Raw genomic sequence first — 26,372 nt, forward strand, 5'->3', positions numbered from 1 at the left:
GTCAGATCAACAGGCGCACCTCCCCCGTCCCCCCGACAGCTGCCTGGGGTCCGGGGCAAAGAGGCCGTCCGGGTCAAGGGCCGGCCGCAGGCCGGTGGCGTGCCACGCGACCGAAGGGAGCGCCCTTGAAGCGGGCGGCCGGCTCCGGATACTGGGCCGCGAAGGGGGGCCGGGGGAACCGCGCAGCGGGGCGCCCGGACCAGAAGAACGCCGCGCCGAAGGCGCGACCGAACCCGCCGCCGAAGGCGGCTGGCGGGGAACCCGCCCGACAACACCGCCGCGCCGAAGGCGCGACCACTCCCCCACCAACCCCCGGCAGCCAGCGCGGCCGGAGGTGGCGGTCGAAATCAGAAGGGGGCTTTCTCTCGCTCCTGGTCGGTGACGGCCGGGGCGAGCAACGGGTGGACGGCCGCGATGCGCCGGAGACGGCTCCGGGCGTCGGCGCGGGCGGCGGGGCTCCGTGACTCCAGACTGGCCTCGGTGAGGTAGCGGGCGAAGCTGGCGAGCGCGGCGTGGCTGGGCAGGATGATTCGGCGGGGCTGGAAGACTGCCGCCCGGTCGCCGAGTCGGAGTCCGGCGGTCCATGCGCCGTAGACCTCGTGCTCAGCCGGGGTGAGCGGCTGGCGGCCGGAGAGGCGGGCGTCGATCCAGTCGGCCAGGTAGCCTCCGACCTCGACGGTGGCGGTCACGCTCGCTCCAGGGGCGCAGAGCCGGGTCCAGCGGTTGATCCGCGTTTCGAGCACGGCAAGGCGGTCGACGGCCGGGCGCAGGCCCCCGGCCTCCCGGGTGGCTCGGGCCAACTGATGGTCGGCGGCCGAACGGAGGTAGCGGGCCTGCTGAGCGTGCCGGTGGCGATCCAGCCGGTACTCGTTGACGATCTTCTCTCCGACTTCCTTGGTGCGGGCGCGGGCTCGCTCGATAGCCAACTCGTAGGTGCTCCGGTGGAGTCGCTCCCAAGGGTCTCGGTCGGCGGGAGCACCGATCGGGGGAAGGCTGATGCCCTCGTAGATCCACGAGTTGTAGCCGGCGAGTCGGTCGGTGTACCCGCTGGGGCTCTCGTGCGGGTCGTAGCGACCGGAGACGAAACGCAGTCGGGTGTAGGCGTCGGGGTCGTCGCCCTCCCCGGCGGCGGCCTCGGGGTACAGGGTGATGGTGCCGGTGACGTGAGGTGCGCGAACGGTGTAGTAGGTGAGGCCGGTCTCTGCGTGTTCGACCTCGTAGCGCAGCAGCAGACGGGTGGCGGTGTAGGTGGTGATCAAGAGTTCTCCGGGGTGGGCGGCCGGGCCATGGCGGCCCGGCCGGCCCGGGTTGGCATCAGCTTCGGGGGGTGGTGGGCCTGGGCAGGATGGGCGGGATGCCGTGCTGTTCGGCGGCCTGGTTGATGGCCTTGGGCAAACGGAGCACCACGACGGATTGGAGCCACAGCAGGCCGACGATGGCGGCGAGCAGCGGGTAGGTGATGAGGAGTTGGTCCCGGAGGGTGCAGACGACGGCGGCGGCGATGATGGCCAGGACGGCGGCGAACATGCCGCGTTGGATGATGTTGATGGTGTGGGTCAGCTCGCCCGTGGGCGGGGTGGTCGGCATGGTCGGGCCTCTCTCGTCGCTGGTGGTCGGTTGGCAGTTCGGGGCCGCCGGGCTGGGGCCCGTGCGGCGGGCTCGGGGCTCACCCTCCCACGGGTACGTGGCCGTAGTAGAAGGACGGCAGAAGGGTCAGCAGGGGCTTGGGGCTGGCGGGGTGGGCGTCCTCGGGCCAGTCGTCGTCGCGCGGCATGGCCGCGCTGGTGAGCAGACAGTCCACACCCATGAACTCCCGCCCGACCCACCGTGATGCGTAGACGGTCTGCGGGAGCCACGACCGGTCGGCGACGCGCCGGACGGGGGCCAGCATGGCCTCGGTGAGATCATCGGCCGTGGGCGGGAGCGCGTCGGGGTCGCGCCACCGCCAGACCGGCGGAGCGGCGCCCGCCGCCGCCGAGGGAATCGGGTTGTTGCGCACGGCCCAGCGCACGAACGGCAGCTTGGGGGCGTAGCAGAACTCACCGGGGGCGCGCCCTTCGGAGAAGTAGCGTTCGTACCTCAGGCCCTTGCCCCGGTAGCGCCAGACCAGCCGGAACTCTCCGCGACCGCGCGCCGCGTCGGCGGACAGCTTCACCACCCATCCGTCGCCGGTGTTGGTCTCGTCTGCCGGGGACCATGTCGCCTCGGCGGTCCAGCCGTGCTGGCGGGCGTAGCCAACGACGTTGGCAACGTTGGCGGGCGTCTTGGTGGGGGTCGGTCGGGCAGGGTCCGGAGTACTGACGGGTGCGGGCCAGGTGGTGCTCACGCAGTCCTTTCGTCGACGGGGTTGGGGGCCGGGCGGGCGGTGTCCGCCCGCCCGGGGTGATCAGCTGGCCATGGCCGGGGTCGGCCAGGAGCCGACGGCGGGCGGGGTGGTCGGGGTGGGCGGGGCCTGGAGGGGCGGCCACGTCGCGTCGAACGCGCCCGGCGCGGCCTGGGCGGGGGGCGCACTCTGCTGGACGGGGCGGCTTCCGGCCTTGGTGACCTCGACGGTGGCGAAGCGCATGGATGCGCCGACCTCGTCAATCTGGAGTTCGGTGTAGACCTGGCGGGGTCCGTCGGCCGGCTGGTGGGTGCGCTGCTTGAGGACGCCGGTGACGACGACGCGCGCACCCTTGGTCAGGGACGCCGCGATGTGCTCGGCGTACTGCCGCCAGGCGACGCACGGCATCGAGATCGAGTCGCCGTCCCGGTAGGTGCGGGTGGAGCTGTCCCATACCCTCTCGTTGGCGATGACGGTGAAGACGACGCGCGCTGCCCCGCTGTCGCTGTACTTGAGCGTCGGGGTGTCCGCGAGGTTCCCGACGAGGGTGATCTTGGTTTCGCCTGCCATGGTGCCTGCTCCTCTTAGCGTTCGATCCGGGCGCCGCCGCGCGGGCCCAGGGTGATCCGGAGGTCCGGACCGTTACCGAACGGCACTCCCACACCAGCCATCTCCTCCGCGTCCGCGAGCATGTGCTCGTCGGTGATCACGTAGAGGTCGGCGTACGACTGCGCGGTGCAGCCGCTGTAGGGGTCGCGGGCCTTGGTCCGCAGCCGGTCCGCCGCCTGGCGAACCGACGTGACGGGTTCGGGCTTTCCGCCGCCGGAGAGCGGGTCGGTGAAGTACGCGATGTAGCGCGGGTTCATGTCGGCCCTCCGACTGTGCCGTGGTCTCTGCCTGTTGGCCGGGGGTGCCATCCCCTCCCAACAAGAACAATATTACCTCACTAGGGGTTTTCAGTCAAGTCATAGGGCGTGGATGCGCGCACGGGCCAGACGACTGACAGACCGTCAGATCAACGGGCGCACCTCCCCCGTCCCCCCGACAGCTGCCTGGGGTCCGGGGCAAAGAGGCCGTCCGGGTCAAGGGCCGGCCGCAGGCCGGCGGCGCAGCCGCGCGAAGCGCCCTTGAGGCGGGCGGCCGGCTCCGGATACTGGGCCGCGAAGGGGGGCCGGGGGAACCGCGCAGCGGGGCGCCCGGACCAGAAAAGGCGCCGCGCCGAAGGCGCGACCGAACCCGCCGCCGAAGGCGGCCGGCGGGGAACCCGCCCGACGACACCGCCGCGCCAAAGGCGCGACCACTCCCCCACCAACCCCCGGTGAGGACCACCCCTGCCCCGGCCTCCCTGTAGCCTGCACAGTTGGGCGCACATTGCCAACGAGCCCCAGCAGATCCAAGAGGCGGAATCCGTCTTGGATCTGCTGGGACTCGTCGGCAATGGCGGTCTTCGGTTAGACCACTTCATTGGCGGTCGGGCTGAGGCTGCTTGCCGCCCGGTTCGATCGCCGGAAAGGCCGTCGAACGACGTGGACTGGAACGCCGCAACCCTGTTTCTGCTGGCCGCCTTCGGCATCCTCAGCCTGGCCATCACGCAATTGATCGTGTTGGTCAAGCAACTTCCTGAGCTTGTTGAAGCGCTCCGGAAGCTCCGCGACTCCTTCAGGGGAAGCGGCGGTGGTACCCCGTGATGCTGCGGGTCCTCTACCCTGGAGGTCCGCTGCCCTCCGTTCGCGGGGTGCTGTGGTCTCTGGCCGGTGGATGCGTGCCAACGCCTTTCGGGGTACCCGCTCGCGGGTGTGTCCACCGGCCTTCCGCTTGTCTGCGGTCAGGGGCGGATGGTAGGCGGGTTGGGCGCCGGAGCCGGCGGAGGCTGGATCAGCTGCACCGGATGCACAGCCCTGGTGGTGGTCGGCGCGGCCCTGGTGGCCGGCTGGTCGACGGTGAGGTCGGCGAGCATCGCACGGAGCGGGCCCGCGTTGCCGTTGAAGCTGGCGATGCTGGCGAGGGTGTTGCGGTCGGGGTCGAGGCGGGTCCAGTCGATCGGATGCCCGGCGTCGACGGCAAGCTGGCCGAGGAAAGCCCGCTGCGCCCGGCCGTTGCCCTCGCGGAACGGGTGGATGGCGTTGACGTCGCCGTAGAGGTCGGCCAGGCCGGTGAGGAATTGGTCCCGGTCGAGTCCGCGGAGGTGGTTCTGGCGGCGGGCGAGACGCCCGAAGGTGTCGGCCGCGAAGTCCGGGATCATCCGGACAAGGCAGAACTGGGTGTTGCCCTTGGCGATCTCGATGGAGCGGACCTCCCCCGCCCACGGGTAGATGCTGCCGAAGGTCTCGCGGTGGAAGCTCTGGAGGTGGGCCAGGTCGTAGCGGCCGGGGATGGGCTTCTCGGCGATCCGGGTGAGGCGGGCGGCGGTGATGTCGGCCTCTGCGGCGGCGAGGGCTTGGGGGTCGGTGATGCCGAGCCGGTTGCGGAGGACGCCACTGGCCGGGTCGGCGTAGGGGTCGGCCATCGTCAGGGGGCAGGCTGCTCGGTGGCCGACCCCGGCGTGCGGTGGCGGGCTTCGGCGCGCTGTACCAGTTCGTCGGCGGTGATCTCACCGGCCGCGTACTTCTCGGCGTCGGTGAGGTAGTCCGCGCCGGGGGTGAGGCCCTCGGCGCGGACGGAGCCCGTGGCGGAGGAGACCGCGCGGCGGCGTTCCTCCGGGGTGGTGACGGGGTGGTGCATCGGTTGCTCCTCGTGGTCACGCCGGTGGGCGCGGGTTCTCTCATCAGCGTACGTGGCCTGCGGTGGTGGGGCTGTGGTGCTCGGGTCGGGCGGCGGGACGGTCGCGGCAGGCGGTCGGCTCCGGGCGGCGAGAGCGGGCGCGGGGGAGGGGGCTCGATGCCCCCTCCCCCGCGGTGCCGGCCGCCCGGCCACCCGGCCCGTGTCACCGGGTCGGGCGGCCGGTTTCAGGCGGCGAGCTGCTGGTGTTGTGCCAGCCACTCGGCCAGCGGCGGGGTGCTGCCCGCCCTGCTGGCCGCTTCCTCGATCACGGCTGCCTGGACGGCCGCCCGGGTCTTCTCCGCCGTAATCCTCTCCTGGAGCTTGGCCGCCTCCTCCTCCAGTTTGCTGATGGCCCGCTGGTGGTGGCGGTGCCGGGCGGGGGCGTGCTGCTCGTCGTGCGCGCGGCGCAGCTCGGCTGCCCACGGGCGGGACAGCATGTGCCGGGTGAGGGCGTGGACGATGGCGGCGGTCCTGCGCTGGGTGCCCTCGGGCGCGCTGGGGCTGTAGTGCCCCCCGTTCTCGCGTCGCACCACCAACCACCGGTGCTTGGTGGGGCTCATCGACTCGGGGTGGAAAACTGCCTGGTCGGCGAGCTGGACGCCGTAGACGGTCGGGGCGTCCTGGTAGTGCTGGGTGAACGGGCTCCGGTCGGGCTTGCCGTAGGTGATCTGGATGGCGTTCGCGTCGCAGCAGCGCGTGTAGTAGTGGCCGGACTCCCACCCCACGGTGATGGTGCCGCCCAGCTCCGCGATGCGGTAGAGGGCGGCACCGATCTCCCAGTCCAAGGTGATCGTCGCGTGCATCCGGTAGCCGCCGCTTTCGGTGACGACGGTGACGTACTGCGGGCCCGTCGGCCGGATGGTGTTCATGCTGCCACCGGGATGAGCGCCGGGGTCACGGTGTCCTCGAAGCGGGGCAGCGCCCCGGCCGCCAGCTCCTCGACGGTGGGGAGGTTGGCCCATTGGCGCGCCGCGTGCCGGTAGGCGGTGGTCCAGAGGTTGAGCTGGCTGGTGAACGCTGCCTCGTCGGTGACCACCGTCAGTAGACCGGCGACGCTGACCCGTAGCTGCGGGGGACGGGTCGGGCTGAGCTGCGCGGGCAGAGCTTCCACGACTGCTTGGGGTACGGGGCGGTCCAGCCGGAGGTGCCCGGAGAGCTGTCCGTCGGACTCAGGGACGGTACCGGACTCCGTTCCAGCGAACAGCCGGGCGGCCCGGTCGGCGGCGCTGGTCCACCCCTTGTATGCCTCATAGGCGGGCTGCGGGTGGGCCAGGCGAACACGGACGGACGGCATGGTCAGCAGGATGGTGCGGGCAATCAGCACCGCGTGGGCTTCGTGGTGACCTGCGAGGTGGACGGCGAGATCGGTCCGGACGGTGGGCGGTCGGTGGTCGATGGTGGCGAGGTGCAAACGCATGAGGGCCTCCGGCTGGGTGGTGGTGTGGTCGGCAGAGCCGGGGGTGTCCGGTGCCATCGGGCACCCCCGGCGGTTGATCAGAGGGAGGTTCCCCTCACCTGGGGTTAGGCCGCAATCGGCTCGTTGATCTCCGGGTAGAGCGCTTCCCAGTCCATCTCCTCCAGATCCTCCGACCGAGTGCTCGTGACTGCTGCCAGGTGTCGACTCAGCTCGTCCAACACCTCGTCGTCGTCCTGCTCCTCGTCAGCGGCCAGCTCCTGCTCGTCCAACACCTCGTCGTCGTCCTGCTCCTCGTCAGCGGCCTCTGCTGCGGCCCGCGCCTCGGCTTCCGCGATCTTGGCCTGCCAGACGGCCATAATCTCGGCTTCGGGCTCGGTCAGCTCGTAGCCGTAGGCCGTGAGGAAGTCGAGCCACTCCAACGCGGCTTCCTTCGCACCCCAGCCGGCGAGGGCCTTCCGGACGGCTCCCTCTCCTCGAACCGCAACGGCAGCCAGCAGTACCAGCGGAAGACGCGCCTCAGCCATCCGGCGGGTGAAGCGCTCGAATCGGTCGGTGCGGTCGTCATCGCCCGGCGCGTTGAGATACTCCAGCACCTCCGGGCTGGTCTCGTCCGCTCCCAGCGTGTAGAGCAGCCGGAGAACCTTCTTCGTCATCCCCTTGGGGACCTTCTTGGAGCGGCAGAGCTCCTGGATGTACTCCACCCGCACCTCCCGGGAGATGGCCAGGGCCTCCCGGCGCTCGCGGTCGGCCTGCTCCGCCGCCGCCTTGGCGGCCGTCTGCTCGGCGCTGAGGAAGCTGTACGAGCCGGAGACGTGGTGCCCGTACTGGTGAGGGTCTCGGCACAGGAACGTGGCCTTGACCTCCCCGGCCTGGTGCTCGTTGAAGAATGCGGCGTGCCCGGCACAACCGGCGTGGGCCTCGGGCGTCAGGACCACACCATCAGCATCGGCAAGGCGACTGACGGCGACCTCCCGCGAGCCCTTCCAGCTGAACCCCTGGGGTTCACCAATCATCCGGACGCCCGCCGCAGCGAGCGCCTGTACGGTTTCCGCCCGCAGAACAGCCCGCTCCGCCTTCTTTCGCTCGTCCTTGATCGCCCAGCTCAGGCCGTGCCCGTTCTCGATCTTGGCGAGGAGTCGCTTGTACGCCTTCGGGTCGTCCTCGAACTCTGCCAGCGCCTGCGCGTCCTCGAACGTGAGCTCTCCCTTGTCGACGGCGGCGCGGGTCGTCTTCGGCATCCCGGCCAGCGCGATCGACGCGCGGACCTTCTTCGGGTCCTGGGCAACCCGAGCGGCGATTTCGTCGGCATCGAGACCGAGCTCGATGGACAGTTGCGCGTAGGCGTCGCCGATCTCGCTTTCCTTCATATCCTCCCGGTGCATGTTCTCGATCAGCTGCGCGATGATTCGCGCCTCTTCAGCCGTGAGGTCGTTGCGGACAATGACGTCGACAAGCCGCCCGGCTTCGGCCGCACCCTTGGCACGCCGGTTGCCGAGGATGATCGCAATCCCGTCCTCGTGCGGCGTGGCGATGATCGGCTGGAGAACGCCGTTCTCCGCGATGGATGCGACGAAGTCGGCAGTCAGTTCGGCCTTTCGGACGTTGCGGGTGAACGTCAGCTCCGCCGGGTCCACATCTTCGAGCAGCACCTTCGACGGAGCCTCGGCGGGCTCGGCGGGACTATCGGCCGGCTCGGCATCGAAAGCGGCGGTCAGCTCGGCCAGCTCCGGCGAGTCCATCTCGTCAGCCAGCAGCTCAATGGGGGCAAATGCGGTGGTCACGAATCCTCCAACAGGCGCTTGGTCTCTGTCTGCTGGTCAGGGGTGCCATCCCCTCCCAACAAGAACAATATTACCGCACTGAGGGTTTCTGGTCAAGTCATAGGGCGCGGATGGGCACGCGGGCCAGAGGACTGACAGGCCGTCAGATCAACGGCCGCACCTCCCCCGTCCCCCCGACAGCTGCCTGGGGTCCGGGGCAAAGAGGCCGTCCGGGTCAAGGGCCGGCCGCAGGTCGGCGGCGCAGCCGCGCGCAGCGCCCTTGAGGCGGGCGGCCGGCTCCGGATACTGGGCCGCGAAGGGGGGCCGGGGGAACCGCGCAGCGGGGCTAGGTTGGAGGGGGCTGGTTCTGCGGTGCGTGGTCAGGCAGTGGTGGGGGCATGGTTCGTCTGGCGGGGCAGGCGCTCGCCGACGTCGTACTGGGCGGCCTGGAGGAGGTAGGACTCGCGGTATCGGGTGGCGGGTTCCTGGGCCATCAGCTCGGTGTGGGTGCCCTGTTCGACGAGGATTCCGTGGGCGAGGACGAAGATGTGGTCGGCCTTGGCGGTGGCGCCGAGGCGGTGGGTGATGAGGACGACGGTGACGCCGAGGGCGGTGAGCTGGCGGATCTGTTCGAACGTCTCGACTTCGGTTTCGGGGTCCATGGCGGAGGTCGGTTCGTCGACGACCACGAGGGCGGGAAGCCGGCCGTGGGCGTCGGGGGTGGTCAGGCGCAGGTAGGTTCGGCCGAGGGCGGCCTTCTGCCACTGGCCGCCCGACAGGCCCACTCCGCCTTCGAGCCCCTTGGCGATGAGGGTGTCCCAGCCGCGGGGCAGTTCCTCGATGACCGGGTTGAGGTCGGCGTACTCGGCGGCGGCCTCCAGCTGCTGCTGGCCGCAGGCGACTTCGGGACGGCCCAGGAGCAGGTTGGCGCGCAGGGTGAAGGACCAGCGCTGGAAGTTTTGGGCGAGCAGGGCGACGCTGCTGAAGAGCTGGTCGCGGTCGGCGGTCGCGGTGTCGATGCCGTCCCACCGGACGCGTCCCTGGTGGGGCTGGTAGACGCCGCACAAGATGTTGGCCAGGGTCGACTTGCCCGAACCGTTCGCACCCACCAGGGCGATGACCTTGCCCCGGGGGATGGTGAGGGTGACCTTGTCGAGGGCGGGAGTGTCGCGGCCGTCATAGGTGAAGGAGACGTCCTCGACGGTGATCGTCTCGGGGCGTTCGGGCAGCGGGGTGCCGCCGGTGGGAATCGCGCGGCGGTGGCCCTCACGGCGCAGCCGGTCGAGGTCGCGGACGAACAGCGACTCCTCGTACAGGCCGTTGATCTGGGAGACGAGGCCGCCGATGCTCGCCGAGCCGGTGCGGATGGCCACCACGGCGGTGCCGGCGGCGGCGAGCGGGATCGCACCGTTCATGACGAGCGAGCCCAGGAGGGCGAACGCGCCGACGGTGGCGGCGCCGGCCAGCGCCGCGGAGAGCAGGTCGGTGCGTGCCCGGGCCCCGGCGAGGCGGGCCTGTTCCTTCTCGGCCGCGCGGGCCATCTGCTCGTAGTGGTGGAGGATGAACGGCCCGGCGGCGTGCACCCGCAGCTCGGCCGCGGAGTACGGGCGGACCAGCATGTCCGCGAGCAGGGTGCTGGCCCGGTTGTGCTGGAGCCAGGCCCGGGTGGAGGCGTAGTGGCGGCGGGCGGTGCGTACGGCGCCCCAGCCCCGCGGGGCGGCGATCAGCAGCAGCATGGGCAGCAGGGCGGGGTGGAGGACGGACAGGACCCCGGCGGCGGAGGCGAGGCCGAAGACGGCGGTGAGGACGGAGGTGGCCTGGCCGATGATGTTCTGAAGGGACATGGCGCCCCAGCGGGCGCTGTCCACCTCGGCGAGGAACGCCGGGTCCTCGATGGCCTCCAGTTCGGAGCGGCTGACGATGCCCAGGAAGTCGAGGGTGGCCTGGCGGAAGACCGCGGGCTTGAGCCGGTCGCCGGCCCACCCGGAGGCGGCGGACAGGCCGGAGGACAGGCCCGCGATCACCCCGACGGCCACGATCGCAGGCAGCGCCGCGCGCAGCACGGCGGCGACATCGCCGGGGGCGAGCAGCGCGGCCAGCGCGTGGTTGGTGGCGATCAGCGCCACGGCCGCGGCGAGGCCGCGCAGTACCTCGGCGCCGACCAGGGTCACCAGGGCGACGCGGTCGGCGTGCCATGCCATCCGCCCGGCCAGGCGCAGGAAGTGCGGCATCTGCCGCGCCACCGCCCAGAACGTGACCTTGCCGCTGGCCAGCTCGTGCTTGGCCCAGCCGTAGTCGTAGCGCATCGGCCCGCCGAACAGCAGTTGCTCGCTGTTCGGGGCCGAGTCCGTGGGGGGCGTGGGTGTGCTGGTCACATACTCCCTTTCGTTGAGGCGGTGGGACGTGCTGCTCGGTGTCGGCGGGCCGGGAAGCACTTGGGATCGGCCGGTGCGGGTGCGGGCGGTCGGCGAGCGAAGGTTCCCGTGCCGGCCGGTGCCGGGTCACGTCCCGGCGAGGCGCCGCTGTCCGGAGCCGGGGCCGAATCCGTGGGTGGAGAACGCGGGTTCGCCGGCCAGGTACGCCTCCACCGCCGCCTTGGAGGTCGGGAACATCGGGCTGGGCAGGACGGCGGTGATGGGGTGCCAGCGCACCTCCAGGTGCTTGTCCGGCTCGACGTTGACCAGCGTGCCCGTGAACTCGCTGGTGGCGAAGACGAACAGCAGGAACCCGCCGAGCCCGTCCCAGCCCTCCTTGGCCTGGATCGTGTGGACCAGACGCAGATCGCACGGGCGGGCGATGAGGCCGGCCTCCTCACGCAGTTCCCGGGCGGCGGCGTCGGGGATCTCCTCCCCGGGATCGACCTTCCCGCCGGGGACCGTCCATGCGGGGTGCGGGGTCCAACTGCGCTGGGCGTAGTGGACGGTGGCGATCCGGTTGGTGATCAGATCGTGGGCGATGACGCCGACCGACAGCCTGCTCGTCTCGTGCATCGGGACTCCGTAGTCGTCGAGGGAAAGGCGGGTGGAGCCGGGACTACTCGGCCCGGCCCGGGGAGGTGGGGAGCAAGGCCATGAAGCCGTCGACGGGCTTGAAACCGAGGCTTCGGTAGAGGGGGACGCCGGCTTCGGTGGCGCGCAGTTCGATGGAGCAGCCGTGCTGAGTGATCGCGGCGACCAGGGCGCTGGTGACTGCGCGGGCCAGGCCCTGGCGGCGGTGGGCGGGGTCGGTGACCACCGTGTGGATCCTGGCCCACCGGCCGGTCGGGTAGGCGGGGCCGCAGTAGCCGCGGTAGACGATGCCGATGGCGCAGGCGGCGAGGCCGCCGCCTGGTGCGTCGGCGACGTAGGCGAACAGGTCCGGGTCGGTGCCCAGTCGTCGGCGCACGTCGTCGCGGAAGGTCGCTCGCCACTGGTCGGTGACCGGTTCGCCGGTCAGGACCGCGACGCGCAGCCGCAGCAGCTCGTCGGCGTCGTGCGGCGTGGCGGCGCGGGCACGCGGATCGGGTGCGGGCACGCGGATCGGGTGCGGGCACTCGGGTGCTCCTTGTCAGGGGGAGGCCGGCGGCGCGAACGCGGCGGCCGGGCGCTGGCCTCAGTCGTCCAGCGTGGGCAGACCCGTGAGACCGGTGTCGTGCATCACGCGGTCGACCGTGTCGTGGAGGGGGCTGTCACAGCCGACGACGGTCTCGATGCCGCCGGGCAGGAGGTCGTGCTCGCGGTACCAGTCCCGCAGCTCCCGCTCGGTGACCCGCGTGAGGTACTCGGCATCGGTCTTCGAGGCATGCCGCGCGAGGGTCTCGTGGAACGGGACGTCGAGGTAGTAGCAGCGGGAGACACCGCGGTGGTCGCCCACCAGGCCCGTGAGCATGTCCCCGTAGTGGTCGGCGTACAGGATGCCTTCGATGATGACGTGGTAGCCGGCATCGAGCGCGTAGCGTGCCACGGTGTCGATCAGGCCGATGTTCGCGCCGCCGGGCCGGTCGCGTTCGCGCAGCACGGTCCGGCGGAGGTTGTCCTGCGCGACCAGGGCCAGGCCGCGACCGAACCGCTGCCGGATCCCGGCGGCCACCGACGACTTGCCGCTGGCGGAGTTTCCCCGGACGACAACGAGGCGGGTCTCCTTGCTTCCCGCCATCACGCGGCCGGCAGCAGGTGCCGGGTGGCTCGGGGTGCTCATGTCGGCCGGCCGACCAAGTGGACTTTCACGACCAGCCTGTGAGCCATCGGATTTCTTCCTCTCGAAGCGGCGGAGAGCGGATATGAAGGGTCGCCCGGCCGGATCAGGGCGCTGCGAAGCCGCGATCGGGCATGTGATCGCTTGTCGTATGTGAGTGCGTCGGCAGGTGTTCCACCGTAGGCGGCTGGGCGGGGCCGTGTCGGCGTGTCGCGTCGGATGACACACGATCCGGTGAACGACCCCAACTCGCAGGACTGATTGGGATGTTGTTGATCGCCTCGGGCACTGTGCCGGGGCTGCGCCGAGCCCGGCGGGCCGCGGGGCCGGTGAGCGCTGGTCACTGGTGCAGCAGGGCGAGGAGCCGGTTGTGCAGGCGTTCCTCGTCGCGGGTGGCGCCCAGGTTCCGGTACTGGTCCTGGCTGGCGGTGTACCAGTTGACGGCGGCTTTGGTCTGTCCGGCGCGTTCGGCGGCCTGTCCGAGGTACTCGATGGCGTGGGCCGACCAGTGGCGGTGGCCGAGGTGCGCGAACTCCTGCACGGCGATGCTGATGGTCCAGTTCGCGGGGTCGTGCTGACCGGCGAGGGACTGGGCTTCTCCCAGGAACACCCGCGCCCTGGCCACGTTCAGTGGGTCGGGCGGGGTGAGCGATTCGAGGTCGGTGAGGGCCTGCTGGAGCAGCGGGATGCCGAGGTCGGTGTTGCCCTGGCGGGCGGCGGCGGAGCCGAGGAGGATCTCGGCGAGGCCGGTGCCGCGCCGGTCGCCGAGGTCGGCGTAGAGCGTGATCGCACGGGTGAGTTCGGGTTCGGCGGCGGCGTACTGCTCGGCGTCGTAGAGGGTGGCGCCGATGCCGGCTGTGCACTGGGCGATGCGGTCTTCGTCCTGGTCCTCGGTGGCGAGGGTGCGGCCCTCCTCGTAGAGCCGCAGCGCCTCTTCGTGGGCTCCGGTGCGCTTGTGCGAGATGGCCAGGGTGGTGGTCATCTCGTAGATGGCCAGGCGGTGGCCCCAGAGCCGGGCGAAGCCGAGCCCGAGCTTGTGGCAGGGGACGCTCAGGTCGGTGCGCCGCAGGCGGTGGAAGAGCGGCCACAGGTCGTGGACCAGGACCACGGCCGCCTGGTGCTCGCCGAGTTCGCGGGCGGCGGCGAGGGCGGGCATGACCGCGGGGGCGATGGCCTCCAGCCAGTCCTGCGCGGCGCGGTCGCCGGTGATCGGGACCGGCTCGGCGGGGTGGTGGCGGTGCTGGCGCGGCAGGACACGGTGGTGCGGGGTGAGGCGCTGGACGGTGTCCTGGGCGGTGGCGATCAGGTGGTCGAGGTAGCACTGCACGACGCGCCGGCGCGCGTCGGCCGGGTTGCGGATCAGTTCCCGGACCTCGGGGCGGATGCGGTAGACGTCGCCGCGCGCGCTCTGCCGGTCGGTGTGCTCCAGCAGGTGGCGGGCCGCGAGTTCGTGCATCAGGTGAAGGGTCTGTCCGGCGGGGGTGGCGGTGGCGGCGGCCACGGCGAAGTGGTCGAGGTCGGGCGCGGGGATCAGCGCGGCGAGCCGGAGAAGGCGGGCTTCTGGCTCGGGCAGTGCGGCGAAGGCGACGGCGGTGGTCATCGGGACGCTCTCCAAGGTGGTGGTGGTGGTGAGGGCGGGGTGGGAGACGAGAGGGCGCGAGGGGGTGAGGACGGCCTCGCCGGCGGCCAGGCCAAGGGCCAGAGGGTTGCCCTCGCAGGCGCGGACGAGGGCCTCGGCGGCCTCCGGCTCCGCGCGCACCCGGTCCTCGCCGACGATGCGAGCGAGCAGCCGGACGGCGTGGGCGGGCGTGAGCGGGGCCAGATGGTGGTGGTGCGCGCCGTGGGCGGCGAGCGCGGGCATCGGCGACCGGCTGGTGACGACGACCAGGCAGGCGGCGCTGGCGGGGACCAGCGGCAGGACCTGCTCGGCGTCGGCGGCGTCCTCCATCATCACGAACAGCCGCCGGGTGGCCGCGATGGAACGCCACAGTGCCTGCAAGTCGGCTTCCTGCCAGGGAAGATGCCCTCCGCCTTCCCCGAGAGCGCGCAGCAACGAGCGGGCGGTCTCGGCGGCCGGCGCCGGGCCGCCGACGCTTCCGGCGCGCAGATGGACGAGGAGCTGTCCGTCCGGGTACCGCTCGGCATGCCGGTGGCCCCAACGGGCGGCAAGAGTGCGCTTGCCGACCCCACCGCCCCCGGTGATCACGATCACCGGGGCGGCGCCCTCCGGCAGGTCATCGAGCAGCCCGTCCAGGGTGGCCACATCGTGCTCGCGGTCGGTGAACACCCGGGGGACCGAGGCGAGTTGCCGCGGCACCGGCCGGGGCGGTGCGCCAGGGTGGAAATGGACATCGCCGACCTGGCCGGCCTGGACGACGGCGCCTGTCCGGGCATCGGTGATGCGGTTGGACACGAACGGCACGGGGGCGGCCATCAGCAGCCCCTCTGTCGCACACCCGCCACCGTGAGCGTGCCCTGCTCCCGCTCGGGGGGCGCCCCGGCGGGAACGGCGCGCTGGGCCGGCAGACGGGCGCCGCCGCAGGCGGCCAGCCGCAACGCCGTGCCGACCAGGGCGAGGTGGGAGAAAGCCTGGGGGAAGTTGCCGACCTGGCGCCCCAGCCGCGGGTCCCACTCCTCGGCGAGCAGGCCCAGGTCGCTGCGCAGCGCCAGCAGCCGGTCGAACAGCTCGCGGGCCTCCTGCACCCGGCCGATCATGGCGAGATTGTCGGCCAGCCAGAACGAGCAGGCGAGGAAGGCACCCTCGTGGCCGGAGAGGCCATCCACGTTGTTCCCCGACTCGTCGTGGGTCGGGTAGCGCAGCACGAAGCCGTCCTCGGTGGACAGCTCGCGCTGGATTGCCTCGATGGTCCCGATCACCCGCTTGTCGTCCGGCGGCAGGAAGCCGACCTGGGGAATCAGCAGCAGCGAGGCGTCCAGCTCCCGGCCGCCGTAGTACTGGGTGAAGGTGTTGCGCTCCGGGTCGTAGCCGCGTTCGCAGACGTCGGCGTGGATCCGGTCGCGCAGCTGTTCCCAGTGGGCGAGTTCGTCGGCGGTGGTGGTGGGACGACGGCGCAGGAGGGTGATGACGCGATCGATCGCGACCCAGGCCATGACCTTGGAGTGGACGAAGTGCCGGCGCGGGCCGCGGACCTCCCAGATGCCCTCGTCCGGGTTCTGCCAGCGGTTCTCGGTCCAGCGGGCGAGGGCGCGCAGCAGGGTGTCGGCGCCGTTGGAGGGGCCGAGGCCGGCATCCTCGGCGGCGAGGAGGGCGTCGGTGACCTCGCCGGCGACGTCGAGCTGGAGCTGGCCGGCGGCGCCGTTGCCGATGCGGACCGGTCGGGAGTTCTCGTAGCCGGGCAGGTGGTCCAACTCCTGCTCTTCGAGGTCGCGTTCGCCGGACAGGCCGTACATGATCTGCATCCGGGCGGCGTTGCGGCCCAGGGTTCCGAGCAGCCAGATGAGCCAGGTCTCGGCTTCCGAGGTGTAGCCGAGGCGCGCGAGGGCGGTGATGGTCAGGGCGGCGTCGCGCAGCCAGGTGTAGCGGTAGTCCCAGTTGCGTTCGCCGCCGATCTGCTCGGGCAGGGAGGTGGTGGGGGCGGCGACGATCCCGCCGCCCGGGTGGCACAAGGCCTTGAGGACGAGCGCGGAGCGCACGACCGCCTTGCGGTAGGGGCCTTGGTAGGTGCAGCGGGACGCCCAGTCGGTCCAGAACGCGGTGGTGCGGGCGAGCGCTGTGCGGGGACTGCGCAGGTCGGGCGTCGGGTGGTAGGAGGTGCACCAGGTGAGGGTGAAGGTGACGACCTCGCCTGCGGTGATGGTGAAGTCGGCGCGGGCGCTGGCCCTGGCGACGGCGTGGAAGGGGCCGTCGAGCCAGTAGGAGCCGGGATGGGCGGTGGCGCAAAGGCGCGCTGCGCCGTTGTGCGAGGTGCGGGTGAACAGCGGAGTGACGGCGCCGTAGCCGGGGCGGGCCCGGAGCATCGAGGTCATCGCGACGGCGCCGCTCAGGCCTTCGACGATCCGAACGACCTGGGGCGACCGGATGCTCTCGGACGCCCCGGTGCCGATGGGCATGAAGTCGACCACCCGCACCGTGCCGCCCGGGGTGTCCCACTCGTGTTCCACGACCATGGTGTCGGCGCGGTAGCGGCGCCGGTCGGCTGCCGGGTGAGCGCCGTCAGCGGTGGGGCCCAGGCGCCAGAGGCCGTGCTCCTCGGTACCCAGCAGGGCGGCGAAGACGGCGGGGGAATCGAACCGGGGCAGGCACAGCCAGTTGATGGTGCCGTCGTCGCGGACGAGGGCGCCGGTGGCGGTGCTGCCGATCAGGCCGTGGTCCTCGATGAGGGACCGCGAGCGACGCGGGAAGACGGGGGTGGGCATGGCGATCCTGACGGGGTGAGTCGGTGAAGCTCAGACCTGGGTGGCGGCCGGGGCGCTGAGATGGTCGAGGGCCGCGCGAACGGTGGCGGCGAGGCTGGTGGCAACGGCCAGTCAGGGCATCGTGCCCAGCAACTCGGCGTGGATGAACCGCTGCGCGCGTTCCTCCCGGTCGCAGCCGACGACCAGCGCGGTGCGCGAGCGGTGGAGAACGTGATGCTGGACGTCGCGCACGTGCTGCGCGCCGGTGGGGCACCACAGGAGGACGGCGCCGAAGCGCCTCAGGTTGTGCTCCTGCCAGCCGAATGGCGCTGCCGGCCAGACGGCGGGCTGGGGGTTGAGGACGGTGCCGGTGAAGCCGGCCGCGTCCAGCAGGGCGACGGCGTTGCTCTGCCAGCCCGGGCGCCCGGCGCCCGAAGGGTCCAGGTACAGCGTTGGGCTGCCGTCGGGGGTGAAGTGCTGTGGGTACTCGACTAGCTTCATCGGGCACCGTCGGAGGCGGCGGCGGGGCCGGGGCGGCCGAGCAGGAGGACCATGACGACGGCATGGGTGCGGGTCTTGGCGCCGAGGGCGTGGGTGGCCCGGAGAATGACGCGGCCGATGGTGTCCGGGTTGAGGCCGGTCATCCTCGCGACGGCGCGCACCTCGTGGGTGGCGAGCAGGGTGAGCACCTTGTGCGCGATCGGGTCGAGTTCCGGGAGCCGGTCGGGCAGGGCCGCGCGCAGCTCGGCGACGTCAAGGCTTCCGGAGGTGATGAGGTCGACGATGGCGCGGGTACGGTCGGTGCGGCCTCGGCGGCGCATCACCTGCGACATGTGGTTGGAGGCGGTGCTGGCAGAGCAGCCGAGCAGGGTCGCGACGCCGTCGTAGGTGTTCCCGAGGGCGAGCTGCAGGGCCACGTCGTGCTGGCGCTGGCTGAGCCCGTTGACGGTCTTGGGGACTGTGCGGAGGGAACCGAATTCGGCCAGCAGCACACGGCGTGCGTTGCTGGCCCGGGCCTCGCGCAGGGTCAGTTCGGCCGCGATGACCAGGCAGCCCTCGACCGGGAGCCTGAGAGCGCGGGCCGCCGCCCGGTAGGGGTTGGTTCCCCGGTCCCGGTGCTCGGCCGCGCCGACGGAGGCGGACCACACAGGGGGGACGCGCTGGGCGGTGAGCATGTCGCTCACGTGGCGGCCGAGCCGTTCGGTGACCAGGGCGCAGGGAACGGCCATCGAGCCGGCGCGCATCAGCAGCCGCACAAGCGGGGCGGGAACGGTGGCCGACACGGGGGCGCCGGTGGCCAGGAGGAACGGATCGGCGCCGCAGCGGCGACCGGCTGGCAGCTGGACGAGGGCGCCGGCGTCGACGATGACGCCCGAGCGGCCGATCAGATGGCGATCCAGGTCGCGGGTCGCGATTCCGTCGGCGGGGTGTACGTCGGCAGGTCGTAAGGTGCTCATTTTCCGTCTGGGGTTGTCGGGGCGCGGCCCTGGCCCGTAACGGCCGCCATGGGGTGGTGCGGTGAAGCGGGTGCTCAGCCGGCTGGCCGACGCGGGCCCAGCGGCGAGGGACCGGTCCGGCGTTTCGGCGCGGAACGCGCGGCGATCAGGCGGTCGGCGGCGCCGACCTGGGCTCCGAGGAGGCCGCAGACGAGGCCGATCGCGGCCCGGCCGCCGGTGCGGCGGGGGTTCACGCAGCTTGTCCGCGGGGCTCGGTACGGAGGAGCGGTTCGGCGGGCCACGTCGGGTCGACGTCGCTGAGGAGGACCAGACCGGCCAGCACGGCGGCGATGCTCCCCTGGATCTGGGTCCGCACTCCCAGCCAGGCGCGCAGGTCCCGGCCGTAGCCGCGCACGGTGGCGGCCGTGACGCCGAAGTCGGCCGCGAGTTCCGGGGCGGTACTCCCGCCGACCCAGCCCACCAGGACACGGCGGAGCCGCTGGGGGAACTGGATGCTGACGGCGAGCGCGGTGCAGGGCTCCGAGGTCTCGGTGATGATGCGCTGGGCGGCGCCCCAGGCGACGAGCTGGGACGCGGTGCGGGTCCCGGTGGCCGTCAGCAGGTCCTTGACCGCGGCGTCGACCTCAGTGCGCTCCCAGGGGAGTTCGGGATCGGCCGTGATCGTGCGGACGGTGGACTCGGCGCCGAGGTGACGGAGCAGACGGACTTGTTGCCCGGTGAGGCTGTGGGCGGGAAGGGCGGCGGTGGCCATGATGCTTTCTCCGGTGGTCGGCGGGCGGTTCACGGGTGGTTGGCGTCCGGAACGCCGCTCTGGCCGAGGCGGTCCAGCAGGTGGGGCCCGAGACCCTCGGCTCGGCCGGTGCCGACGACCAGCACGAGGTCGCCCTCGGCGGCCGTCTCGACGAGCCGCTGTGCGGGGTCGGGTTCACCCGGGCCGGACCGGACGCGGTGGACCGCGCTGCGTCCGAGAACTCGGACGGCCGCCCGCTCGACGGCATCCAGCGGGTCCGGTCCGTCGTGCTCGGCCAGCGGGGTGCTGACCGGCAGGAGCAGCACGCGATCGGCGCCGCCGAGAGCTGCGCCGAGATCGTCGGCGTGGGCACTGGTTCGGGCGATGCCGTCCGGCTCCAGGACGACCACCACATCCCCTTCAGTGAGCATCCGGGCGGCCGTGACGTCCTGGGCGATCTCGTGCGGGTGCCGGGCACGGGAATCCGCCACGGTGATGCCGGACCGGGTGCCGAGCACGGAGAGCGAGCGCTCGACGCCCCGGAAGGAGGCAAGGCGCTCCGCCATGGCCTCCGGGCTCTCGCCGGCGACGAGGGCGGTGGCGATGGCGGCACACACCGCCAGGGCATGATGGCGACCGGTGACCTGGACCGTGAACTGGTGCTTCATGCCCTGGTGGTGGAGGGTGAGGAGGTGCTCGCCGCCGAGCCACCGGGGCGGGAGGACCCAGACGTCGGCGCTCTCGTCGAGGCCGACGGTCACCACGGTGGGGCCGGGCCGGTCCGTGAGTCTCTCGTGCACGATCTTGGCACCCTTGTCCCACAGCGGCAGCACTACGGTGGTGGACGAGCGGGCGAGGGCGGTGGTGGCGTTCAGGGCCTCGATGGTGTCCTCGAAGTGCGGCTCGTTCCTGGAGACACTGGTGATCAGCGTCACCGCGGGTTGTGGACGCCGGTACGGGGTCGCGGTGCTGGGACGGTAGCTCCAGGACCCGAGGGGAGCAGCCTCGTGGGTGGTGGTGTCCGGGCACAGGTCTACCACCAGCCGCCGGTCGCCGCCGTGCCCCGGTGCACGGTTCTGAGCGGGTGCGTTGAGGATCCAGCCGGTGTGTCCGTCGTCCAGCGCGGCGGCGAGCACCGCCGCCGCCGTCGCGGTGCCGTGGCTGCCCCCGACGGCCACCAGCTGCCGGCCGAAACCCGAAGCCAGCGAGGCGAGCGCGTGCGCGCGGGCGAGAACCGGCAGCTTCAACTGCTGCGCGCGGTCGAGTTCGGGGTGCGGAGCGGCCAGGCCCCCCGGCCACACCACACAGGTCCGGTCCTCGCGGACATGCCGGGTGTCGAAGCCGGGCGTGACATCGACCCCGGCCGCGCGCAGCCGGGCCGCAGCGGCGCTGTCCTGGTCAGCGGGCTCGATGCTGCCGGTGACCTCCAGGCCGCGGGAGGCCAGCCACAGCGCCAGGCCCTCCATGCCGGGAGCGGCGACGTCGACCAGGTGCGCCCGGGTCAGCACGTCCGGCCGGTCGGGGGCGGGCTTCGCGTCGCCGTTCGCGCGGGGTCGGACGGTAGTGCCCATGCAGATCCTCCAGCAGGTAGGGGTGAGGGGTGGGTTGGACCGGGCCGGCCGCGGGCCCGGGGGTTTGGCGCCGCGGCCGGCCCGGGGCTCATGCCTGGGTGAGACCGCGCTCCAGCTCGGCGTCGGTGACGCGGGCGGCGTGGTGGTCCAGATCCAGGTGGGCGACGCGGGCCAGGTGGGCGACGACCTGCTCGTCGAGCAGCTCGCCGGCCAGCACGCTGGCCTCGAACGCAGCGACGGCCTCGGACAGGGATCGCGGTACGGGCTCGGCCTGGCGATTGAGGTAGGCATCGCCGGAGGTGGCGGGCGGGGGCTTGAGGCCGCCCTCGATGCCGTGCCGGATCCCGGCCAGGACGGCCGCCAGCGCCAGATAGGGGTTGGCGTCCGCACCGGGCAGCCGTACCTCCAGCCGCAGGCTGCGGCCGTGCCCTACCACCCGCACCGCGCACGACCTGTTGTCCCGCCCCCAGGCGAGCCGGGCCGGAGCGAAGGAGTGGTCGGCGAAGCGCTTGTAGCTGTTCACGTACGGCGCCCACAACGGGCCGAGGACCGGCAGCACAGCCAGGAGCCCGGCCACCGCCTGCTCGCCCAGCTCCGACAGGGCGGTCCCGTCCTCGGGGGCGGAGGTCAGCACCGGCCGGTCGTCGACGTCGTGCAGCGAGACGTGCAGGTGCATCCCGCTGCCGACCCCGGTGGCCGGCGCCGCCATGAACGACGCCGTCAGGCCCTGCTCGTCCGCCACCGTCCTCGCGGCATGTTTGAACAGCAGGTGCTGCTCGCACGCCGCCGTCACCGGCCCGTAGGGGAAGGTGACTTCCAGCTGGCCGTGGGCGCCTTCGGCCTTCACCGCCTCGACGGGCAGGCCCGCCTCGGCGAGTACCTGCCGCAGTCGCCTGGTGAACTCGCGCACCGGCGCCGGCAGGTCGAGCGCGTAGTCGCGGTTGTCCCAGGTGACGGGACGAAGCCCGCGCCAGCCGGCCGCCGCTGCATCCCGGGCCGAGCCCTCGTAGAGGACGAACTCCGTCTCGACGCCCACCTTCGCCGTCAGACCGAGGCCGGCGAGGCGCTGCTGCTGTTCGGCCAGTACGGTGACCGGGGCGAGCGGGTGCGGCCACGACTTGCTGACCGGATCGGCGAGCACCAGGGCGGTGGACGGCAGCCACGGCAGGACGCGGGCGTGCCGGGTGTCGGGCAGCAGCCCGATGTCACCGAACCCGGACTCCCAGGAGAACGACCCGGTCGCGGGTGCGGTCATCCCGAGATCGGTGCCGATCACGTACCCGCACATCTCCGGGGCCAGCCGCCCGGACTCAAGCCGCTTCACCAGCCCGGCCGCGTCGAACTCCTTGCCCTTGAGCCGGCCCTGCACGTCCACGGCCGCCAGCAGCACCGTCTCGATGCCGAAGTCGTTCACCAGTTGGCGCAGCGGCCTCGTCGGCGAGGCCGTCGCCGGGGCGCCAGCGGTGCGGTACTGGGCGGCGCGCAGCTTCACCATTCGGCTGGTGCGTCGGCGACTGGTCACACGACCTCCTCGGTCAGCTCCACCAGCTCGGCCGACCGCTGGACCGGCGGCGCGTACGAGCGCCCCGCGCGGATCCACCACGCCCACGCCAGCACCAGCACCGCCAGGAGCGCGATCGGGGCGTAGTTGAAGGTGTCGACGGTCACCGGGTAGCTCTGCGGCAGGCACACCAGCACACTCACCACAGCCACCCAGCCCACCGCGATCCACCCGATCAACGGCCCCCGGCTGCCCAGGTTCCACGGCCCGGGCCGAAACCTCCGGCCCCGGCGCAACCGCAGGTAGATCGGAACCGCGTACGCCGGCGTCATCCCCACCACATTCACCGCGGTCACCGCGCCGTACGCGGTCGTGCTGTACAACGACGGCAGCGCCAGCACCAGCGCCGCCCCCACCGACAACCACACCCCGGCCACCGGCGTACCCGTACGCTCCGACACCCGACTCCACAGCGCCGAACCCGGCAGCGCCCCGTCCCGCGAGAACGCGAACACCATCCGCGCCGACGCCGCCGTCTCCGCGTTCCCGCAGAACAACTGCGCCACGATCACCACGACCAGGAGCACCTTCCCCCCGGCCGTCCCCAGCGCGTCGATGAAGATCTGCGCGGGCGCAACGCCGGTGCTGCTGCCGAGGACAGCGTCGTAGTCCTGGACGGCGAACAGCATGCCGGCCAGCAGGACGGCGCCCGCGATCCAGCTCACCCAGATCGAACGGACGATCCCGCGAGGCGCCGACACCGCCGCGCGGGTCGTCTCCTCGGACATGTGCGCGCTCGCGTCGTAGCCCGAGAACGTGTACTGCGCCAGCAGCAGACCGACGCAGGAGACGTAGATCGGGTTGCTCCAGCCGGTGTTGTTGACGAAGTGCCCGACCACCCAGCCGGCGTCCTGGTGCTGGCTGGGCACGATCGCGAGCGCCCCGACGATCAGCACGACGCCGCCGATGTGCCACCACACCGAGATGCTGTTGAGCACGGAAACCCGTCGCACCTCCGGCAGATTCAGCAGCGCGTGGAGCAGCAGGACGGCCGCGAAGATCGCGAACAGGCCGCCCGGGGTGGGCTCGTAGCCGAACTGGAGGTTGAGAAACGCCCCGACGAAGGAGGCGGCGCCGTAGTCGATGCCGCAGATGCCGCCGATCAGGCCAAGCAGGTTGAGCCAGCCGGTCACCCAGCCCCACCGCGGCCCGCCGAGCTGGTGCGCCATGAAGTACAACCCACCGGAAGTCGGGTAGGCCGAGGTCACTTCGGCGAGGGCCAGGCCGACGAAGAGAACCATCGCCCCGACGCCGATCCAGCCCCAGAACATCACCGCCGGCCCGCCGGTGTTCAGGCCGAAGGCGAACATCGTCATGCAGCCGGACAGGATGCTGACAACGCTGAAGGCGACAGCGAAGTTGCCGAACTCGCCCATCCGCCGGACAAGTTTGGGTTCGTAGCCGAGTTGGCGAAGCCGATCCTCGTCGGTCGGCGGCGCGGCGTGGGCGGGGGACATCGAGGCAGACCTCCGTGCGGGAGAAGTTGAGCAGTGAGTAAGAGGGTCAGGCGAGGGCGGTCGCCCGGCCGGCGAAGGCCTGCTGCCGCGCGGTCAACAGCAGCTCCTCCGCCCGATCCGAAGACTCGGCCACCAGGCTCCACGGCGCCCTGGACGCGAACTGGCCCAGCACCCCGAAGACCTCGACGGCCGCGTCCATCCGGGCCGACGCCCACAACGCATGGGCGAGGTAACTGAGATCGACAACCGGCCAAGACCCTGGCTCCGAAACGGCCCAACTCTCGTACGCACGCTGCGCACGGGAGAAGTGCGGCTCACGCAACCACTGCCGGAGCACCACCGCGTTCCGCCGAGGCTCGTTGCGGTAATGGTCGACAGACAGGTACAGCGGCAGAGCGGCGAGCGGCGACCCGAACGCAGCCGTCGGCATCACCACGTTCACGAAATCGGCCGCCGCCGGCCGGTAGACCCGCTGCCAGTAGCGCAGCATCCGGTGGTGGGCCTCCCGGTTGCCGGGATCGCGCCGCAACGCCTCGTCGAGCAGCCCCCACGGCCCGGGCGGAAGCATCGGGTCCGACGTGCCGTGCCGATGCTCTGGCCGCTGCCTGGTGCGATCCAGGACGGCCAAGGCGAGCAGGCACACCCACGGCACAGGATCCAAGGGCACCGCCCGAGCGGCGGCCCAGCACGACTCGCGGGCCTCCCACTCCAAGCGCTCGGCCCCCGGCGAGTCGGCCCCGGCCGCGGCCAGAGCATGCTCGACCAACACCCGGGTCCGCAGGACGGCCAGCCCCGGATCGTCCGGGTCCTCGCAGGCCCAGTCGCTGAGCACCGTCGACCGCGCCGCGACCAGAGCCAGCACCTGCGTCCGAGAAGTCCACAGACCGCTCTGCCGCGCCGTACTGGCCAACAGCCGCTGCGTCGACAGCCAGCGCCCGGCCCTCAGGTCGTCCACCGCGCTCCGGAGCCCATCGTCGAACCCGGCAGGGTGGTAGACCGGCTGGGACTGAGCAGCAGCGCTGGGCGCGGGTGGCATGACCTGTTCCCCCTTCATGGTCCGCCGGGACGGCAATCCGCGTGCCATCCGAGGGACCGAACCCATCGGAGTGAGGGTCGGCGGACAGCTGGGTGCAGCCGGCGGTCGGGAAGACGAGCGAGAGGTGAATCGCTCACTTCGCAAACTGCGATTCGGCGATCGGCCACCTACTGTCGTGGTCTGGCTGGATCAGCGCCACGACAGCGGGGTGCCATCTCGCGTGTTCCGAGGTCACCACCCGGCCATCGGGGTGCCATCTCGTCAGATAGGCCACTGGGAAACCGCTTTGTCGGGTATTGGTAGAGCGGGTTCCCGCCGTGGTGGCGGCCGGGCCTGGGTCGAAACCACTGGGGGCGGAGGCGTGCGACATGGCGAGCAGGACGCTACTGGGCGCTCTGATCGAGAAGAAGGGATGGGAATTCCCGGATTTCCATCGGGAATTCAGAAGCGCTGGCAACGAACTGGCGCGCACCCTCAAGGACAACCGGTTTCGCGACCTGGACATGGCGGAGAGGACGTTCAGGCGCTGGGTCGCCGGTGAGGTAAGCCAGCCGACCGCCGTGTTCGTGCAAACGATCCAGCACATGTTCGACAGACCGATCGCCGAACTCCTGGCCGCGCCGCGCGAGGGCGACCCGACCGCACTATCCCGGCAAGACCTCGAAAGGGAACTCGCGATGACCGCACGCGAAGCATCCGACCACGCCGCTTCCGTAGCGTCCGCCTTCCTCTCCGACCTGTCCATAGACCAAGTCGAGGAAGACGTTCGCCGCCTCGCCCGCACCTACAACAACCGGCCGCCGTTCGACGTCCTGCGCGAAGCCCGGCAGCTGCGGACGGACGCCGAGTCGCTCCTGGACCGCACCCACATCCCCGAGCAGAAGCAGCAGCTGCTGATCGCAATCGGCCAGACGACGGCCCTGCTTGCCATGACCGCCTTCGACCTCGGGGCCCTGGGCGAAGCCACCAGGCTGGCCCGCTCCGCAGGCATGTACGCCGAAGTCACCCGCTTCAACCCGCTGGCCGCATTCGCGGCCGGAACGCTCGGCATGCTGGCCTACTGGGAGGGACGGCCCAGCGAGGCGATCCGCCACATCCGCCAGGCGCAGTCCTTCTCCGGCGTCGGTACAGCAGGCCGCGCGCGCATCGCCGCTATCGAGGCCAGGGCCTACGGACACCTCGGCGACCGGCAGCGGGCCGCCGCGGCCGTCGAGCGCGTTCTCGACCCGGGAGCCGTCGAGCGCGACGACCTCCACGACGAGGTGGCCGGCGAGTTCCTGCACGGCCCCGCCCGCCTCGCCCGCTCGCACGGCAGCACTTTCCTCCGGCTGCGCGACGGCGCCGGAGCCGAGCAGCACACCCGGTACGTCCTGGAGCTGCAAGCCGAGCTCCCCGACGCGCAGCGGATTCCCCGGATCGAGGCGGAGGCACGGGTGGACCTGGCAGCCGCCCTGATCCTCGGCCGCGAACTGGACGAAGCCGCCGAGGTGTTGAAGCCCATCGCCGCGCTCGCACCCGACCGCCGGGCCGCAGGCCTGGTCGATCGCGTCGTCCATGTCGGTCGGCTGCTCACCACGGAACCGGTCGGGAACTCGCCACTCGCCGGTGCGATCAGGGAGTCGCTGGAGGAGTACACCCGGGTCGCCGCGCCCCGGCAGTTCGGCACCAGCACCGTACGGCTGGCCATCGAGTAGCACACCGCCACGGCCATCAGGGGTGGGGTGGGGGGGCGGGGGTCGGGGGGGGCGCCACCCCCAAGAAAAGGGGGGGC

The 26,372-nt window shown here is 71.8% G+C and carries 24 protein-coding genes and 1 pseudogene; 2 read left to right on the forward strand and 23 right to left on the reverse strand.

What is annotated here, in order from left to right; all coding sequences use genetic code 11:
- Window positions 1–347 precede the first annotated feature (347 nt).
- From AB0P03_RS13435 to AB0P03_RS13455, 5 genes are all read right to left on the reverse strand, one after another.
- Entirely contained in the window at window positions 348–1,259 is a 912-nt protein-coding gene (locus AB0P03_RS13435; RefSeq protein WP_363628847.1) for a hypothetical protein, read from the reverse strand.
- A gap of 55 nt (window positions 1,260–1,314) precedes the next feature.
- Window positions 1,315–1,587 carry a hypothetical protein gene (locus AB0P03_RS13440; protein WP_363628848.1) on the reverse strand — a complete coding sequence of 91 codons (273 nt, stop codon included), beginning with the start codon at window positions 1,585–1,587 and terminating at the stop codon, window positions 1,315–1,317.
- 79 nt (window positions 1,588–1,666) lie between these two features.
- A complete protein-coding gene (locus tag AB0P03_RS13445; protein ID WP_363628850.1) occupies window positions 1,667–2,326 on the reverse strand; it encodes a hypothetical protein in 660 nt (219 codons plus the stop codon).
- Between the two features lie 60 nt (window positions 2,327–2,386).
- The gene (ssb, locus tag AB0P03_RS13450; protein WP_363628852.1) at window positions 2,387–2,893 is read right to left on the reverse strand and encodes a single-stranded DNA-binding protein; all 507 of its coding nucleotides are present in this window, start codon (window positions 2,891–2,893) and stop codon (window positions 2,387–2,389) included.
- 14 nt (window positions 2,894–2,907) lie between these two features.
- Window positions 2,908–3,189, reverse strand: coding sequence for a hypothetical protein (locus tag AB0P03_RS13455; RefSeq protein WP_363628853.1), 282 nt, complete (start codon window positions 3,187–3,189; stop codon window positions 2,908–2,910).
- A gap of 546 nt (window positions 3,190–3,735) precedes the next feature.
- Between AB0P03_RS13455 and AB0P03_RS13460 the strand changes: the two genes are divergently transcribed.
- Complete coding sequence (locus AB0P03_RS13460; RefSeq protein WP_363628855.1) at window positions 3,736–4,011, forward strand: hypothetical protein; 276 nt, start codon at window positions 3,736–3,738, stop codon at window positions 4,009–4,011.
- Between the two features lie 137 nt (window positions 4,012–4,148).
- Here AB0P03_RS13460 and AB0P03_RS13465 read toward each other — a convergent pair whose 3' ends face one another.
- The 18 genes and pseudogenes from AB0P03_RS13465 to AB0P03_RS13550 form a co-directional block, all read right to left on the reverse strand.
- On the reverse strand, window positions 4,149–4,829 hold the full coding sequence (locus AB0P03_RS13465) for a Fic family protein (protein ID WP_363628856.1): 681 nt from the start codon (window positions 4,827–4,829) through the stop codon (window positions 4,149–4,151).
- Between the two features lie 2 nt (window positions 4,830–4,831).
- Window positions 4,832–5,044 (reverse strand): antitoxin VbhA family protein, encoded by a 213-nt coding sequence (locus AB0P03_RS13470; protein ID WP_363628857.1) that lies wholly within the window; start codon window positions 5,042–5,044, stop codon window positions 4,832–4,834.
- 224 nt (window positions 5,045–5,268) lie between these two features.
- Entirely contained in the window at window positions 5,269–5,952 is a 684-nt protein-coding gene (locus tag AB0P03_RS13475) for a hypothetical protein (protein ID WP_363628859.1), read from the reverse strand.
- The gene (locus AB0P03_RS13480) at window positions 5,949–6,557 is read right to left on the reverse strand and encodes a hypothetical protein (protein ID WP_363628860.1); all 609 of its coding nucleotides are present in this window, start codon (window positions 6,555–6,557) and stop codon (window positions 5,949–5,951) included. Before AB0P03_RS13480 ends, AB0P03_RS13475 begins: the two co-directional genes overlap by 4 nt.
- A 47-nt stretch (window positions 6,558–6,604) precedes the next feature.
- Window positions 6,605–8,281, reverse strand: coding sequence for a ParB/RepB/Spo0J family partition protein (locus AB0P03_RS13485; protein WP_363628861.1), 1,677 nt, complete (start codon window positions 8,279–8,281; stop codon window positions 6,605–6,607).
- A gap of 359 nt (window positions 8,282–8,640) precedes the next feature.
- A complete protein-coding gene (locus AB0P03_RS13490; RefSeq protein WP_363628863.1) occupies window positions 8,641–10,635 on the reverse strand; it encodes an ABC transporter ATP-binding protein in 1,995 nt (664 codons plus the stop codon).
- 126 nt (window positions 10,636–10,761) lie between these two features.
- Window positions 10,762–11,250 (reverse strand): NUDIX domain-containing protein, encoded by a 489-nt coding sequence (locus tag AB0P03_RS13495; RefSeq protein ID WP_363628865.1) that lies wholly within the window; start codon window positions 11,248–11,250, stop codon window positions 10,762–10,764.
- Window positions 11,251–11,293: 43 nt separating this feature from the next.
- A complete protein-coding gene (locus AB0P03_RS13500; RefSeq protein ID WP_363628867.1) occupies window positions 11,294–11,773 on the reverse strand; it encodes a GNAT family N-acetyltransferase in 480 nt (159 codons plus the stop codon).
- Window positions 11,774–11,851: 78 nt separating this feature from the next.
- Window positions 11,852–12,394 (reverse strand): AAA family ATPase, encoded by a 543-nt coding sequence (locus tag AB0P03_RS13505; protein ID WP_363628885.1) that lies wholly within the window; start codon window positions 12,392–12,394, stop codon window positions 11,852–11,854.
- A 379-nt stretch (window positions 12,395–12,773) separates the two neighbouring features.
- The gene (locus AB0P03_RS13510; protein ID WP_363628869.1) at window positions 12,774–14,867 is read right to left on the reverse strand and encodes a tetratricopeptide repeat protein; all 2,094 of its coding nucleotides are present in this window, start codon (window positions 14,865–14,867) and stop codon (window positions 12,774–12,776) included.
- 113 nt (window positions 14,868–14,980) lie between these two features.
- Window positions 14,981–16,810 (reverse strand): annotated as a pseudogene (locus tag AB0P03_RS13515) (glycoside hydrolase family 15 protein); the annotation flags it as partial.
- Between the two features lie 111 nt (window positions 16,811–16,921).
- A complete protein-coding gene (locus AB0P03_RS13520; RefSeq protein ID WP_363628871.1) occupies window positions 16,922–17,290 on the reverse strand; it encodes a hypothetical protein in 369 nt (122 codons plus the stop codon).
- On the reverse strand, window positions 17,287–18,246 hold the full coding sequence (locus tag AB0P03_RS13525) for a LuxR C-terminal-related transcriptional regulator (protein ID WP_363628872.1): 960 nt from the start codon (window positions 18,244–18,246) through the stop codon (window positions 17,287–17,289). The genes AB0P03_RS13520 and AB0P03_RS13525 overlap by 4 nt, the downstream gene beginning before the upstream one ends.
- 229 nt (window positions 18,247–18,475) lie before the next feature.
- Window positions 18,476–18,997, reverse strand: a complete 522-nt coding sequence (locus tag AB0P03_RS13530) for a hypothetical protein (protein ID WP_363628873.1) — start codon at window positions 18,995–18,997, stop codon at window positions 18,476–18,478.
- Between the two features lie 29 nt (window positions 18,998–19,026).
- Entirely contained in the window at window positions 19,027–20,547 is a 1,521-nt protein-coding gene (locus tag AB0P03_RS13535) for a Mur ligase domain-containing protein (protein ID WP_363628874.1), read from the reverse strand.
- Window positions 20,548–20,635: 88 nt separating this feature from the next.
- Window positions 20,636–22,069 carry a glutamine synthetase family protein gene (locus tag AB0P03_RS13540; RefSeq protein WP_363628875.1) on the reverse strand — a complete coding sequence of 478 codons (1,434 nt, stop codon included), beginning with the start codon at window positions 22,067–22,069 and terminating at the stop codon, window positions 20,636–20,638.
- Complete coding sequence (locus AB0P03_RS13545; RefSeq protein WP_363628877.1) at window positions 22,066–23,565, reverse strand: amino acid permease; 1,500 nt, start codon at window positions 23,563–23,565, stop codon at window positions 22,066–22,068. Before AB0P03_RS13545 ends, AB0P03_RS13540 begins: the two co-directional genes overlap by 4 nt.
- 46 nt (window positions 23,566–23,611) lie before the next feature.
- Window positions 23,612–24,520 carry a hypothetical protein gene (locus tag AB0P03_RS13550; RefSeq protein ID WP_363628879.1) on the reverse strand — a complete coding sequence of 303 codons (909 nt, stop codon included), beginning with the start codon at window positions 24,518–24,520 and terminating at the stop codon, window positions 23,612–23,614.
- A 665-nt stretch (window positions 24,521–25,185) separates the two neighbouring features.
- On the opposite strand from AB0P03_RS13550, the gene AB0P03_RS13555 reads away from it, so the two are divergent.
- Entirely contained in the window at window positions 25,186–26,295 is a 1,110-nt protein-coding gene (locus AB0P03_RS13555) for a DNA-binding protein (RefSeq protein WP_363628881.1), read from the forward strand.
- Window positions 26,296–26,372 lie beyond the last annotated feature (77 nt).

The organism is Kitasatospora sp. NPDC088779, assembly GCF_040685395.1.
In the GTDB taxonomy this organism is placed as follows: Bacteria; Actinomycetota; Actinomycetes; order Streptomycetales; family Streptomycetaceae; genus Kitasatospora.

What these genes read in the sequence shown, in the direction of transcription:
- AB0P03_RS13440 (WP_363628848.1), bottom strand. Translation starts at nt 1,587, where the DNA reads ATGCCGACCACCCCGCCCACGGGCGAGCTGACCCACACCATCAACATC.
- ssb (WP_363628852.1), bottom strand. Translation starts at nt 2,893, where the DNA reads ATGGCAGGCGAAACCAAGATCACCCTCGTCGGGAACCTCGCGGACACC.
- AB0P03_RS13455 (WP_363628853.1), bottom strand. Translation starts at nt 3,189, where the DNA reads ATGAACCCGCGCTACATCGCGTACTTCACCGACCCGCTCTCCGGCGGC.
- AB0P03_RS13465 (WP_363628856.1), bottom strand. Translation starts at nt 4,829, where the DNA reads ATGGCCGACCCCTACGCCGACCCGGCCAGTGGCGTCCTCCGCAACCGG.
- AB0P03_RS13470 (WP_363628857.1), bottom strand. Translation starts at nt 5,044, where the DNA reads ATGCACCACCCCGTCACCACCCCGGAGGAACGCCGCCGCGCGGTCTCC.
- AB0P03_RS13475 (WP_363628859.1), bottom strand. Translation starts at nt 5,952, where the DNA reads ATGAACACCATCCGGCCGACGGGCCCGCAGTACGTCACCGTCGTCACC.
- AB0P03_RS13480 (WP_363628860.1), bottom strand. Translation starts at nt 6,557, where the DNA reads ATGGCACCGGACACCCCCGGCTCTGCCGACCACACCACCACCCAGCCG.
- AB0P03_RS13495 (WP_363628865.1), bottom strand. Translation starts at nt 11,250, where the DNA reads ATGCACGAGACGAGCAGGCTGTCGGTCGGCGTCATCGCCCACGATCTG.
- AB0P03_RS13505 (WP_363628885.1), bottom strand. Translation starts at nt 12,394, where the DNA reads ATGGCGGGAAGCAAGGAGACCCGCCTCGTTGTCGTCCGGGGAAACTCC.
- AB0P03_RS13510 (WP_363628869.1), bottom strand. Translation starts at nt 14,867, where the DNA reads ATGGCCGCCCCCGTGCCGTTCGTGTCCAACCGCATCACCGATGCCCGG.
- AB0P03_RS13520 (WP_363628871.1), bottom strand. Translation starts at nt 17,290, where the DNA reads ATGAAGCTAGTCGAGTACCCACAGCACTTCACCCCCGACGGCAGCCCA.
- AB0P03_RS13525 (WP_363628872.1), bottom strand. Translation starts at nt 18,246, where the DNA reads ATGAGCACCTTACGACCTGCCGACGTACACCCCGCCGACGGAATCGCG.
- AB0P03_RS13530 (WP_363628873.1), bottom strand. Translation starts at nt 18,997, where the DNA reads ATGGCCACCGCCGCCCTTCCCGCCCACAGCCTCACCGGGCAACAAGTC.
- AB0P03_RS13535 (WP_363628874.1), bottom strand. Translation starts at nt 20,547, where the DNA reads ATGGGCACTACCGTCCGACCCCGCGCGAACGGCGACGCGAAGCCCGCC.
- AB0P03_RS13545 (WP_363628877.1), bottom strand. Translation starts at nt 23,565, where the DNA reads ATGTCCCCCGCCCACGCCGCGCCGCCGACCGACGAGGATCGGCTTCGC.
- AB0P03_RS13555 (WP_363628881.1), top strand. Translation starts at nt 25,186, where the DNA reads ATGTTCGACAGACCGATCGCCGAACTCCTGGCCGCGCCGCGCGAGGGC.